Source organism: Massilia phyllosphaerae (assembly GCF_034659755.1).
Taxonomy (GTDB): domain Bacteria; phylum Pseudomonadota; class Gammaproteobacteria; order Burkholderiales; family Burkholderiaceae_D; genus Telluria; species Telluria phyllosphaerae.
In genome coordinates this window covers 169,668-182,609 of the sequence record NZ_JAXSQX010000004.1, presented here as the reverse complement: position 1 = coordinate 182,609, position 12,942 = coordinate 169,668, and the positions used below count along the sequence as shown (strand labels likewise).

Below are 12,942 nucleotides of genomic sequence, written 5' to 3'. Positions count from 1 at the left end.
CGGCTATCCATACCAGAAAGACCCCACGTACATGAAACCATTCGAACCGAATCTGTCCTCCCTCGCGGTCGCGCGCGACATTCTGTTGACGCCATTCGGCCTTGACGAAGGCAAGCTGATCACGACGCTCGGGACGATGTTCACGCACAAGGTCGACTATGCCGACCTGTATTTCCAGTTCACCAAGAGCGAGGGCTGGAGCCTGGAAGAGGGCATCGTCAAGAGCGGCAGCTTCTCGATCGACCAGGGCGTCGGCGTGCGCGCCGTGTCCGGCGACAAGACCGCATTCTCTTATTCCGACGACATCTCGCAGGCGGCCCTGCTGGATGCGGCTGCCGCCACCCGCACCATTGCGCGTGCCGGTGCCGGCCGCGTCAAGGTAGCGGCCGGCGTGCGCGAAAGCGGCGGCCGTTCGCTGTACCTGCCGCACGATCCGCTGGGCTCGCTCGACGCCACCGCCAAGGTGCAGCTGCTCGAGCGCGTGGAAAAGATCGCGCGCGCCAAGGACCCGCGCGTGGTGCAGGTGATGGCCAGCCTGGCCGGCGAGTACGACGTGGTGCTGGTGGTGCGCAGCGACGGCGTGCTGGCGGCCGACATCCGCCCGCTGGTGCGCGTGTCCGTGACCGTGATCGCCGAACAGAATGGCCGGCGCGAAGTCGGCTCGTCGGGCGGTGGCGGCCGTTATGACTATGGCTATTTCAGCGACGAACTGCTCGACCAGTACGCCAGCGAAGCCGTCAAGTCGGCGCTGGTCAACCTCGAAGCGCGCCCGGCGCCGGCCGGCCCGATGACCATCGTGCTCGGCCCGGGCTGGCCCGGCGTGCTGCTGCACGAAGCGGTCGGCCACGGCCTGGAAGGCGACTTCAACCGCAAGGGGTCGTCGGCCTATGCCGGCATGATCGGCGAGCGCGTTGCCGCCAAGGGCGTGACCGTGGTCGACGACGGCACCCTGCAGGACCGCCGCGGCTCGCTCAACATGGACGACGAGGGCAACCCGACGCAGTGCACCACGCTGATCGAGGACGGCATCCTGAAGGGCTATATCCAGGACACGATGAACGCGCGCCTGATGAAGATGCCGGTCACCGGCAATGCACGCCGCGAATCCTTCGCCCACCTGCCGATGCCGCGCATGACCAACACCTACATGCTGGCCGGCGACAAGGACCCGGCCGAGATCCTGGCCTCGGTCAAGAACGGGTTGTACGCGGTGAACTTCGGCGGTGGCCAGGTCGACATCACCAACGGCAAGTTCGTGTTCTCGGCCAGCGAAGCCTACATGATCGAAGACGGCAAGATCACCTACCCGGTGAAGGGTGCGACCCTGATCGGCAACGGTCCGGACACCATGAACCGCATTTCCATGATCGGCAACGACATGCGCCTGGATTCGGGCGTCGGCGTATGCGGCAAGGAAGGCCAGAGCGTGCCGGTGGGCGTGGGCCAGCCGACCTTGCGCATCGATGGCGTGACGGTGGGTGGTACTGCTTGATTCTATAAACGCTTAAAGCACCAAATATCATCGTCCCCGCGAAGGCGGGGACCCATATTGAATATCGGAACCGGTATTTCTGAAACACGTATAGTGCTTCGGACATACCGTCTTCGGAAACTCAACTTGGGTCCCCGCCTGCGCGGGGACGACGTTTATAAGGCGACACTTATAAGTAAGTCGCGACTCACTGGAATGTGTAGCGCGCCCCCACCGTGTAATACCGCCCCCGTGCCCCCTCGTAGTCGAGCGGGTTATAGGCCTGGGCGCCATAGGTCAGCGGATCCAGCGGCGCCACCTTGTCGAACAGGTTCTGGATCGAACCGAACACTTCCCAGTTCGGTGCCGGCTTCCAGCGCCCCACCAGGTCGAAGGTGGTGAACGAGGCCAGTTCGCAGTCGCCCGGTGCGTCGCGGCCGTCGGCGTAGTGGCTAGCGCAGCCGTCCGGATCGTTCTTGAACAGGACGTTGTCGAGTTTGCCGCGGAAGTTCACGTTGAGCGACACGCGCCAGTCGTTGCGGTCCCAGCCGACGCGCAGGTTGGCCTTATTGTTCGGCGTACCGGTGCAATTGGTGATGTCGCAGTTGCCGTGGGTGCCCGAGAAGTCGCGCGAAGTCCCGTCGCGTTCGGTACGGGTCCACTCGAAGAAGTGGGTGTACTTCACGTCGAAGCTGACGTTGCCGTAGGTGTCGGGCAAGCGGTAGTTGTAGCGGCCGTCGACGTCGATGCCGCGCACCTCGGTCTGGGCCGAGTTGACATAGCGTGACAGCACTGCCAGCAGGGCGCCGGGGTCGCCCGGTATGCCGCTGACGCTGCCCGGATCGCGCACCACGCTGCCGGCGGCGATGGCGGCGGTGGTCTGGTCCTGGTTGATCTCGTTCTTGCGCTTGATCTTCCAGTAGTCGACCGACACGCTGGCGCGCGGGATCGGATCCCAGATCACGCCCACGTTGTAGCTGCGCGAACGCTCGGGCGACAGGGCGGGATTGGGCGACGTGATCACGGCAACGGACGCCGGATCGCAGGTGCCCGGCACGCCCAGCGCGCAGCGCACCGGGTCGGCGGCGGTGGAATACGCAGCCAGGCCGCCGACGCCGTTCTCGGCCGGGCTGGGCGCGCGGAAGCCGCGGGCGAAGGTGCCGCGCAGCGCGAACTCGCGCACCGGGGTCCATTTCAGGCCGGCCTTGGGCGTAAACGAACTGTTGACGTCAGTGAAATAATCCCAGCGTAGCGCCGCCGAGGCTTCGATGTTGTAGGGCAGCGGTGCCAGCGCCTCGCCGTACAGCGCGAACACGTTGCGGCCGCCGGCATAGGCGGAATAGCCCAGGCCGATGATGTTGCCGCGCTCGGTGCCGGTCGTCGGGCGCAGCTCGGTGTTTTCGCGGCGCCACTCGGCACCGACTGCCAGGCCGAGCGGCGCTGTCAGGTAGGGGATGTTCTCGAACTCGCGCGTGGCCTTGATGTCGCCCTGGATGACCTTGCTGTTGGCGCGGTTGCCGATGGTCGGCGACAGCGCCGCGTACAGCGCAGGCGAGTTGAGCCCCGCATTCTCGCCGATGCGCCAGAAGGTGCCGGGTGGCAGCGCCGCGTAGGCCGGGCTGTTGGCCCTTGCGGCGGCAACGTTGGCGGCGCTCGGGTCGAGCAGGGCGTAGGTGACGTCGCGCTGCAGGTAGCCGTTCTGGATGTTGTTGACGTGGTTGTGCGAGAACAGGATCGCCGAATCCCAGTCCCAGCCGAAATGGGTGCCCTTGGCGCCGCCGATCCAGCGTATGAAATTGGAGCCGATGCTGGACGTGCGCGCACCGACGTCCGCCGCCAGGTAGCGCAGGCGCGCCGGGCTGCCGAAGTAGGGGTTGTCGGGGTGCCCTGCACCGAACTGGACGGTGGCATTGTTGACCGGCCCGCCGGGGAAGCCGACCGATCCGCTGATGCCCGAGGGCGTGGTCGCGGTATCGGTCTGGCTGGTGTAGTAGTTGAATTCGCTGTAGACCTGCAGGTCGGGCGTCGCCTGCCAGGTGCCGCGCGTGAAGAAGCTGATGTTTTCCTGCTTCGGCTCGAGCTGCTGGTAGACCTGCGTCGAGTCGATGATGCAGCCGCCGCCGGGGTCGCCCTGCGGGTGGTTGGTGAAGTTCGAGCAGGCCGCGCCCGGGAAAGTGCGGGTGAAGCCGGGGCCGGCCAGGTTGCCGCGGTTGTAGTAATTGGTGAGGTCGCCCGGATTGCGCACGTTGCCGTTGATGGCGCTGCCGGCGGCGCCGGTGCCCGGAATGATGGTGCCGGTGCCGCCCAGTGCTTCGTTGGCCGAAAAGCCCCAGGGCCGCAGGTCGATGCGGCCGATGTAGTCGCGGTCGGCACGGTCGCGGTACCAGATTTCGTCGAACTTCTTGTATTCGATGCTGAACAGGAGGTTGTAGCGGTCGGTGTCGAGGCTGCCGATGCCCTTGGTGAAGGCGAGGTTGGTGCGCTTGCCGTCCCAGTCCTCGCTGGTGCCGCGCGAAAACCGGAAGGTGTTGCCCTGGTAATCCTTGCGCAGGATGACGTTGACCACGCCGGCGATGGCGTCGGAACCATAGATGGCCGAGGCACCGTCCTTCAGCACCTCGATGCGGTCGACGGCGTCGGTCGGGATCACGTTGAGGTCGGAGAACTGCTTCTGGCCGTCGTCTGCCAGGCCGTAGGGGGCCATGCGGCGGCCGTTCAGCAGCACCAGCGTGGAAGAGGCGCCCAGGCCGCGCAGCGAGATGCCGGAAGCGCCGGCGGCGAAGCCGTTGCCGAAGGTGGTCGGCACCGAACCCTGGTTGTCGACCGCCAGTGTCTGCAGCAGTTCGGCGACGGTGTTCTTGCCGGAGCGTTCGATGTCGGCACGGTTGACGGTGATGACCGAGGAGGCGGTTTCGGCCTCGGAGCGGCGGATGTTGGAACCGGTCACTTCGACGCGGGCCACCGGTTTCGGCGCCGCTTCCTGGGCCTGGGCCGGCGGCAGGGCCAGCACCAGCAGGCCGACGGCGCCACCGCCCGCGAACAGGCGCCGTATCGATCGGGATAAAGGTCTTTCAGTCATCTCCAGACTCCACACAGTAAAGGAAGGACCCGCAGATCGTGCTGGCAGCGCGAGCCGGGCGGGGCATGGGGAGACTTTTGCATCCGGGTCGAAGCGGGGACTGACATCTCTCAAGCGTGTTCGGCTCAGCCAGAGTGCATGTCGGCTTCATGCAACCATTCGTCTTGACAAGGCGGGCGCACATGACGGCGCAGGGGCGTGGAAAGCGCTTGCCAATGTTCGCCGATTGTTGTTATAGTCGTTCGGACATTTCGGACCCGACCATGCGCCACACTGCCTTCTTTACTTTTCATTTTTGGTTTAGCCATTCCAGCCCAACGGCGGTGGAGTAGCGGCAGGTTCACGCAGCAACAGAACGAAGTCCGACACAAGATTCCAGAAAAACCGCCAGCGATGGCGGTTTTTTTTTGGCCCCAGCATGCCCACATTGAACAACGGAGAACCGCAATGCCACGTACCGACGATTTACGCATCCGCGAAATGAAGGAACTGACCCCGCCGGCGCACTTGATCCGCGAGTTTCCTGTAACGGAACCAGCCGAGCAGACCGCCTCGCAGGCGCGGGTGGCGCTGCATCGCATCCTGCACGGCCAGGACGACCGCCTGATGGTGGTGATCGGCCCATGCTCGATCCACGACCCGCAGGCCGCGCTGGAATACGCGCGCCGCCTGGTGGAACAGCGCAAGCGCTTCCAGGGCGAACTCGAGATCGTGATGCGCGTGTACTTCGAGAAGCCGCGCACCACCGTGGGCTGGAAAGGCATGATCAACGACCCGTACATGGACAACAGCTTCCGCATCAACGACGGCCTGCGCATGGCCCGCGAGCTGCTGCGCGACATCAACGAGATGGGCCTGCCGGCCGGTACCGAATTCCTCGACGTGATCAGCCCGCAGTACATCGCCGATTTGATCAGCTGGGGTGCCATCGGCGCCAGGACCACCGAATCGCAGGTGCACCGCGAGCTGGCGTCCGGTCTGTCGTGCCCGGTTGGATTCAAGAACGGTACTGACGGCAACATCAAGATCGCCGCCGACGCCATCAAGGCGGCGTCGCAGGCGCACCATTTCCTGTCCGTGACCAAGGGTGGCCACTCGGCGATCGTGTCGACGGCCGGCAACGAGGATTGCCACATCATCTTGCGCGGCGGTAAGGCGCCGAACTACGACGCCGCCAGTGTCGAAGACGCCTGCAAGGCGCTCGCCGCCAACGGCCTGGCCAGCCGCCTGATGATCGACGCCTCGCACGCCAACAGCAGCAAGAATCCGCAGAACCAGGTGCCGGTGTGCGCCGACATTGCGGGCCAGGTCGCCGCCGGCGAGGACCGTATCGTCGGTGTGATGGTCGAGTCGCACCTGGTGGGTGGACGCCAGGACCTGGTGCCGGGCAAGGAACTGGTGTACGGCCAGTCGGTGACCGACGGCTGCATCGACTGGGATACCAGCGTGGGCGTGCTGGAAGGGCTGGCGGCGGCGGTGCGCCAGCGCCGGCTGCGTGAATACGCCTGACCGGGCGGGCGCGGATAACGAAAAAGGCGAACCCTAGGGTTCGCCTTTTTTTCAAGCTAACTGATCAAGAAAGCCCGATCAGAACTGCGCCCGCACACCCACCTTGAAGAAGCGGCCGATCGCGCCGCTGGCATCCATCGGGTTGTAGCTCAGGCCGCCGTAGGTCAGCGGATCGAGCGGGGCCACCTTGTCGAACAGGTTCTGGATCGAACCGTACACCTGCCAGTTGGCGGCGAGGCGGTAACGTGCCGACAGGTCGACCGTCGTGAACGAGGCCAGGCGGCAGCCGTATGGCGCAGCGCTGCCGTCGGCGAACAGCGAGGCGCACTTGTCGCCGCCAAAGCGCACGTTTTGCATCTCGCCGCGGTAGTTGGCGATGGCGCTCACGCTGAGGTCGTTGCGGTCCCAGGTGGCGCTGGCGCTGATCTTGTTCTTCGGCGTGCCGGCGCAGTTCGACGTGTCGCAATTGCCGTGGGTGCCGGCGTACTGGAAGGCGGTGCCGTTCTTCTCGACGCGCATCCAGGACGCGGTGTGGCTCCAGGTCAGGTTGACCACGGCGCGGCCGTAGCTGCCCAGCGGGATGCGCTGCTTAACGTCGAGGTCGATACCCTTGACTTCGGTGTAGCTCGAGTTCTGGTAAGGGGCGTTCGACAGCAGCAGGGTACCGGTGTTCGGGACCACGGCACCGTTCACGACCAGGTTGTTGTCCTGGCGGATCGCGGTCGGCAGCGCGGCCGCTTCGACGTAGGACAGCGGGTTGATCTCGTTGCTGCGCTTGATCTTCCAGCCGTCCAGCGTGATGCCGGTGTTCGGCAGCGGATCCCAGACCAGGCCCAGGGTGTAGCCTTTCGACTCTTCCGGCTGCAGGTTCGGGTTGCCGACCTTGACGGCGCCGATCGTGATCGAGCAGTCGGCCTGGGTGGCGCCGCCGGCGGCCGGCACGCCGCCCGGGCAGCGGATCGGATCGCGCACCGACGAGTTGCCGGTGCTCTGGCTCTGGGCGCCGGCTTCGGCCGGGCCCGGCGCGCGGAAGCCTTCGGTGTAGGTGCCGCGCAGCGCGAAGCTCTTCACCGGGGTCCACTTGGCGCCCAGTTTCGGCGTGGTCGACGAGAAGTTCTTGTATTTGTCGTAGCGCACCGCACCGGTCAGTTCGACCGATTGCAGCACCGGCGCCGCGACTTCGACGAACACCGCCTTGACGTCGTCGCTGCCCTTGGCGGCGACGTACGACGAGTTGATGGTGCCATCTTCACTGCCCGACAGCGACGGGTTGTCCAGCTTCAGGCGGCGGTATTCGGTGCCGACCGCCAGGCCGAGGGCGCCGCCGCGCAGCTGCATCAGCTCGCGCGAGGCCTTGAAGTCGACCACGTCGAGTTCGGTGGTCGAGTGCGACTTGGCGTTGACCACCATGGCGGCGTACAGCGAGGCCGGATTCTTGCTGGCCTGGGTGCCGATGTAGTACGGATAGTACTGGCTGGCCGGGTTGCCGAGGGCGGCCTGCAGCACCTTCATGTTGATCATGTTGCTGTAGTTCAGGTCCAGCGCCGACTGCGAGTGGACGTAGCCGGTGTCGAAGTCCCAGCCGAAGCGCTGGCCCTTGAGGCCGACCACGAAGCGGCTGAACTCGTTGTCGGCGGAGCGGGTGCTGGGGCCGACGTCGAACATCGAATAGCGCAGGCGCACGGCGGTGCCGTACGGGTTCTGCGGATGGTTGGCGGCCATCAGGATCGCGTTGCCGTAGTTGATCACGCCGGTCGGGTTGGCGGCGTTCGGCGGGAAGGCGACGGTGCTGCTGGTCGACGGCGGCACCAGGGTGAATTCGGTGTCGCGCTTCGAGTAGCCGGCTTCGGCGTACAGCTGCAGGTCGCCGTCCAGGTTCTTGGTGAAGCGGGTGTACAGGTTCAGGCCGCCGATCTGCGGCTGCATCGAACGGAACTGGTCGGCGTACCACAGGCAGCCGCCGGCCGGGTCCTGGGAGGTGACCGGCGAGAACTGCGAGCAGCCAGCCAGGCCGACGTAGTTGCCGGTGGCCGGATTGCGCAGCGCGCCGGCCGGGCTCGGGCTGGCGGTGCCCGGCGTGATGTAGCCGGAGGCGAATTGGCCGTTGGCGGCGTAGCCCCACGGACGGATGTCGCCGTGGCCGATCCAGTCGCGGCCGGCACGGTCCTTGTTCATTACCTCGTGGTTGCCGTAGACCTCGGCGTTGACCATCCAGTTGTAGCCGTCTTCGTCCAGCTTGCCCTTGCCCCAGGTGACGGCCATCTTGCCCTGCTCGGCGTCGTGGTAGCGCGATTCGCCGGCTTCGGCCTTGAACACCAGGCCGGTGAAGTCCTTGCGCAGGATGATGTTGACCACGCCCGCGATCGCGTCGGCGCCATAGGTCGAGGACGCGCCATCCTTCAGCACTTCGATGCGCTCGACGGCTTCCATCGGTACCGTCGACAGGTCGGTGAAGCTTTTCTGGCCGTCGTCGGCGCGCGCGAACGGCGCCATGCGGCGGCCGTTCAGCAGCACCAGGGTCGAGGTCGCGCCCAGGCCGCGCAGCGAGATCGCGGTCGAGCCGGCGGCGAAGCCGTTGCCGAAGCCGGTCGGCAGCGAGCCGGCGCCGTCGGCGGTCAGGGTCTGCAGGTAATCGGCCACCGTGGTCTTGCCCGAGCGGGCGATGTCTTCGCGGCTGATCACCTGGATCGGCGACGCGGTTTCGGCGCTGGCGCGCTTGATGCTGGATCCGGTGACTTCGACGCGCTGGATCGAACCCTGGGTGTCCTGGGCCATGGCCGGCAGGCCAAGGGCGACATAGGCAAGGGCGAGGGTGACGGCTTGTGCGACTGCTCTCTTCTGGTGCATTACGACTCCGAGTGTATGGCTTTGTGTTATGGAAGTGCGTAAAAAGATTTTATTTCGGTGCATATGTAAGCATATGTATGCCAATGTAATGCCACGATAAAAATCATTTCTCTCTCGTTGGTGCCAATTGACGTTCAATTATCTTGGGCGGCATCATCAGAACATTCGCTGATAAGTCATGTCAATACCGTAACTGTAGAGATATGACGCGAATACAACGGTTTGTGAACCGGCGGCGACATCTCGAATGCATCTTTTCTCGCTGCAACGGGACGAATCTGGTCTATAGTTCGGTCTTCTGATCCGGGACTTCGATGTTTGCTTCGCAGTTGTCTTTTATCGTCCGACGTTTATGGCAGATGGTGCCGACCATGGCCGGCGTCGTCGTGCTGGTGTTCGTGCTGTTCAACTGGGTCGGCGGCGACCCGTCCTACCTGTTGGCCGGCAAGATGGCGGATGCGCAGGCGATCGCCAATATCCGCGCCCAGCTCGGGCTGGACCAACCGTGGACGGTACAGCTGTGGATCTTCGTCAAGCAGATCCTCACCTTCGACTTCGGCAATGCCTGGAGTACCGGCGAGCCGGTGTCGCACATCCTGGCCAGCCGCCTGGGGCCGTCGCTGACGGTGCTGGTGCCGCTGACCGTGCTCGAGACCTTTTTCGGCATCGCCCTGGCGCTGGCCATCGCCTTCGTGCGCGGCTCGCTGACCGACCGCTTGGTGATGGTGGCCTGCACGGTCGGCATGTCGATCTCGATTCTGGTCTACATCATCGTGTTCCAGTACGGTCTGGCCTATAAACTCGGCCTGTTCCCGGTGCAGGGCTGGGGTGAAAACTTGTTTGAAAACCTGCTGCGCTATGCCACGCTGCCGATCCTGATCGGCCTGGCGGTGTCGATCGCGCCGACGCTGCGCCTGTTCCGCAGCTTCGTGCTCGACGAGGTCAACCAGGATTACGTGCGCACCGCGCGCGCCAAGGGCTTGCCGGAGCGGCGCATCGTCTGGGTGCACGTGCTGCGCAATGCCGCGATCCCGATCATCACCTACGTCATGTCGAACCTGCCGGCGCTGCTCATCGGCGCCTTTTTGCTCGAGCGCTTCTTCGGCATCCCCGGCATCGGGCGCGAAGTGATCCTGGCGGTGGAGCGCAGCGATTTCCCGGTCATCAAGGCGATCACGGTGTACGTCGCCGCCGCCACCATGGTGTTCAACCTGCTGGCCGACCTGATGTACCAGGCGGTCGATCCGCGGGTGCAGCTCCGATGATGGGCGCGGACCCGGTGCAGCTGCAGGCGGCCTCGCCCGGCCTGTGGACGCTGGCCTGGCGCCGCCTGCGGGCCGACCGCGTGGCCATGGTCGCGCTGGCGGTGGTGTGCCTGTTCCTGCTGTCGGTGCTGCTGTCCGCCACCGGGCTGGTCGCCGCCGGCTGGGAAGACGAGGTGGCAGTGAACTACGCGCCGCCGACCTTCATGGGGCCGGACCCGGCCCTGGCGGCCCTGAGCCAGCCGGCCGCGCCGGCGCCGCCGAACGCCTTCGATCCGCTGGCCGGCGATATCGCGGTACTGAAAGCCGAGCTGGCGCGGCAAGGCAAGACGGTGCGGGCGGCCAAGGCGGCCACGCTGCCCTTCGGCGCCGACAAATGGGGCCACGACATCGTCAAGAAGACCATCAAGGGTGGCCAGACCTCGATCGTGGTCGGCCTGGTAGCGGCACTGGTCGCGGTGGCGCTGGGGACGCTGTTCGGCGCCTTGTCCGGCTTTTACGGCGGGGTGGTCGACGACCTGTTCAACTGGTTCTACAGCGTGTTCACGGCGATCCCGGCTATCCTGATGATCCTGACCGTGGCGGCGGTGCTGCAGACCCGGGGCGTGCTGACCATCGTGCTGATCCTGGGACTGACCGGCTGGACCGGGCCCTACCGGCTGATGCGCGCCGAGTACATCAAGCACAAGGCGCGCGAATACGTGATGGCGGCCGATGCGATCGGCGCCTCCGGCTGGCGCAAGATGTTCGTCCACATCTTCCCCAACGTGTCGCACGTGGCGCTGGTGCAGATGTCGATCCTGGTGGTCGGTTTCATCAAGGCCGAAGTGATCCTGTCCTTCCTCGGGTTCGGGGTGCCGGTGGGCGTGGTGTCCTGGGGCAGCATGCTGAACGAGGCGCAGAATGAACTCATCCTCGGCAAGTGGTGGCAACTGGCGGCGGCGGCCAGCGCGATGGCGCTGCTGGTGACGGCCTTTTCGCTGTTTGCCGACGCCTTGCGCGATGCGCTGGATCCGAAACTGAAATGAGCCCATGACCGATCACGACCTGCTCGAAGTGCGCGGCCTGCGCGTGGCCTTCCGTACCGATAAACACAACACGGTCGAGGCGGTGAAGGGGATTTCCTTCAGCGTGCCGGCGGATGCCACCGTGGCGCTGGTCGGCGAATCCGGCAGCGGCAAGTCGGTCAGCTCGCTGGCGGTGATGGGCCTGCTGCCGGCGGACACCACGGTGATCAAGGCCGGTTCCTCGATCCGCTTCGACGGGCGCGAGCTGCTCGGCCTGCCGCTGGCGGAGCGGCGCCGGCTGTGCGGCAAGGACATCGCGATGATCTTCCAGGAACCGATGTCTTCGCTGAACCCGGTGTTCACGGTCGGCTTCCAGATCGGCGAAGTCCTGAGCCTGCACATGGGCATGGACAAGCGCCAGGCGCGTGCCCGCACGCTGGAACTGCTGGAAGAAGTCGGCATCCCCGACCCGGCCGACAAGATCGACGCCTACCCGAGCCAGATGTCGGGCGGCCAGCAGCAGCGCGTGATGATCGCGATGGCGATCGCCTGCGAACCGCGCCTTCTGATCGCCGACGAGCCGACCACGGCGCTCGACGTGACCATCCAGAAGCAGATCATGGCCCTCATCGCCGGGCTGCAGAAGAAGCGCCGGATGGCGGTGCTGTTCATCACCCACGACCTGGGACTGGTGGGCGAGATCGCCGACCGCGTGATCGTGATGCGCCATGGCGAGGTGCGGGAAGAGGGCGCGGCGTCCGAGGTGCTGGTGAGCCCGCAGGACAGCTATACCCGCGCGCTGCTGCACTGCCGGCCGACGCTGGATGCGCGGCCGCTGCGGCTGCCGGTGATCGACGACTATATGAGCGGGCGCATGCAGCCGGACGCGGTTCTGGCACAGTGCGTGCGCGGCTATGCGCCCGGCGACGAACCGTTGCTGGAAGTGCGCAACCTGGCCAAGAGTTTCTATGTGCGCGAAGGCCTGTTCGGCAAGCGTGAATTCAAGGCGGTGAAGGATGTGTCGTTCACGCTGCCGCGCGGGAAGACGCTGGGCGTGGTTGGCGAATCCGGGTCCGGCAAGACCACGGTCGGCCTGACCCTGCTGCGCCTGCACCGCGCCACCGGCGGCAGCGCGCTGTTCGACGGGCGCGACCTGGTGAGCATGAGCGACCGCGATTACCAGGCCTATAAACGGCGTATCCAGATCATCTTCCAGAACCCGTACGCCTCGCTGAATCCGCGTTTCACGGTGGGGCAGATCCTGCTGGAGCCGATGCGCATCCACCGCATCGGCGCCAACGACGCCGAGCGCGTCGCGCATGCGCACGATCTGCTCAAGCGCGTCGGACTGCCCGAGCAGGCGTTCTACCGTTATCCGCACGAGTTTTCCGGCGGCCAGCGCCAGCGCATCGCGATCGCGCGCTGCCTGACCATGAAGCCCGAGATCCTGGTGTGCGACGAATCGGTGTCGGCGCTGGACGTGTCGGTGCAGGCCCAGGTGCTGAACCTGCTGCAGGACCTGCAGGACGAATACAAGATGAGCTACATCTTTATTTCGCATGACCTGTCGGTGGTGAAATACATTTCCGACCGCGTGATGGTGATGCACCACGGCAGCGTCGTCGAAATGGCGGACGCCGACGAGCTGTATCGCAATCCGCAGCATCCCTATACCCAAACCCTACTGGCTGCGATTCCGCGTACGCCGGCCTGATTCGGGGTCAGAGCAAAAATTCGGGGTCAGAGCAAAAAGCCGGATGCCGCGCG

Annotated in this window: 7 protein-coding genes; 5 read left to right on the top strand and 2 right to left on the bottom strand. The window is 65.3% G+C overall.

Annotation, left to right across the window (positions count from 1 at the left end; translation table 11 throughout):
* Positions 1-31: 31 nt before the first annotated feature.
* Complete coding sequence (gene tldD, locus U1H99_RS16765) at positions 32-1,492, top strand: metalloprotease TldD (RefSeq protein ID WP_323142866.1); 1,461 nt, start codon at positions 32-34, stop codon at positions 1,490-1,492.
* 187 nt (positions 1,493-1,679) lie between these two features.
* On the opposite strand, the gene U1H99_RS16760 is transcribed toward tldD, so the two are convergent.
* Positions 1,680-4,550, bottom strand: coding sequence for a TonB-dependent receptor (locus tag U1H99_RS16760; protein ID WP_323142865.1), 2,871 nt, complete (start codon positions 4,548-4,550; stop codon positions 1,680-1,682).
* 447 nt (positions 4,551-4,997) lie between these two features.
* Here U1H99_RS16760 and aroG point away from each other — a divergent pair, with 447 nt between their 5' ends.
* Positions 4,998-6,059 carry a 3-deoxy-7-phosphoheptulonate synthase AroG gene (gene aroG, locus U1H99_RS16755; protein ID WP_323142864.1) on the top strand — a complete coding sequence of 354 codons (1,062 nt, stop codon included), beginning with the start codon at positions 4,998-5,000 and terminating at the stop codon, positions 6,057-6,059.
* A 78-nt stretch (positions 6,060-6,137) separates the two neighbouring features.
* On the opposite strand, the gene U1H99_RS16750 is transcribed toward aroG, so the two are convergent.
* Complete coding sequence (locus U1H99_RS16750) at positions 6,138-8,906, bottom strand: TonB-dependent receptor (protein ID WP_323142863.1); 2,769 nt, start codon at positions 8,904-8,906, stop codon at positions 6,138-6,140.
* 314 nt (positions 8,907-9,220) lie between these two features.
* Here U1H99_RS16750 and U1H99_RS16745 point away from each other — a divergent pair, with 314 nt between their 5' ends.
* Genes U1H99_RS16745 through U1H99_RS16735 form a run of 3 tightly spaced genes read left to right on the top strand, consistent with a single transcriptional unit; the run spans position 9,221 to position 12,889 of the window.
* The gene (locus tag U1H99_RS16745) at positions 9,221-10,171 is read left to right on the top strand and encodes an ABC transporter permease (RefSeq protein WP_323142862.1); all 951 of its coding nucleotides are present in this window, start codon (positions 9,221-9,223) and stop codon (positions 10,169-10,171) included.
* Positions 10,168-11,196, top strand: a complete 1,029-nt coding sequence (locus tag U1H99_RS16740) for an ABC transporter permease (protein ID WP_323142861.1) — start codon at positions 10,168-10,170, stop codon at positions 11,194-11,196. The genes U1H99_RS16745 and U1H99_RS16740 overlap by 4 nt, the downstream gene beginning before the upstream one ends.
* Positions 11,197-11,200: 4 nt before the next feature.
* Positions 11,201-12,889, top strand: a complete 1,689-nt coding sequence (locus U1H99_RS16735; RefSeq protein ID WP_323142860.1) for an ABC transporter ATP-binding protein — start codon at positions 11,201-11,203, stop codon at positions 12,887-12,889.
* The last annotated feature ends 53 nt before the right edge of the window (positions 12,890-12,942 follow it).

Bases quoted from the DNA above. Each gene is read 5' to 3' on its own strand.
- U1H99_RS16750 (WP_323142863.1), bottom strand. From the start codon at position 8,906: ATGCACCAGAAGAGAGCAGTCGCACAAGCCGTCACCCTCGCCCTTGCC.
- U1H99_RS16745 (WP_323142862.1), top strand. From the start codon at position 9,221: ATGTTTGCTTCGCAGTTGTCTTTTATCGTCCGACGTTTATGGCAGATG.
- tldD (WP_323142866.1), top strand. From the start codon at position 32: ATGAAACCATTCGAACCGAATCTGTCCTCCCTCGCGGTCGCGCGCGAC.
- U1H99_RS16740 (WP_323142861.1), top strand. From the start codon at position 10,168: ATGATGGGCGCGGACCCGGTGCAGCTGCAGGCGGCCTCGCCCGGCCTG.
- U1H99_RS16735 (WP_323142860.1), top strand. From the start codon at position 11,201: ATGACCGATCACGACCTGCTCGAAGTGCGCGGCCTGCGCGTGGCCTTC.
- aroG (WP_323142864.1), top strand. From the start codon at position 4,998: ATGCCACGTACCGACGATTTACGCATCCGCGAAATGAAGGAACTGACC.
- U1H99_RS16760 (WP_323142865.1), bottom strand. From the start codon at position 4,550: ATGACTGAAAGACCTTTATCCCGATCGATACGGCGCCTGTTCGCGGGC.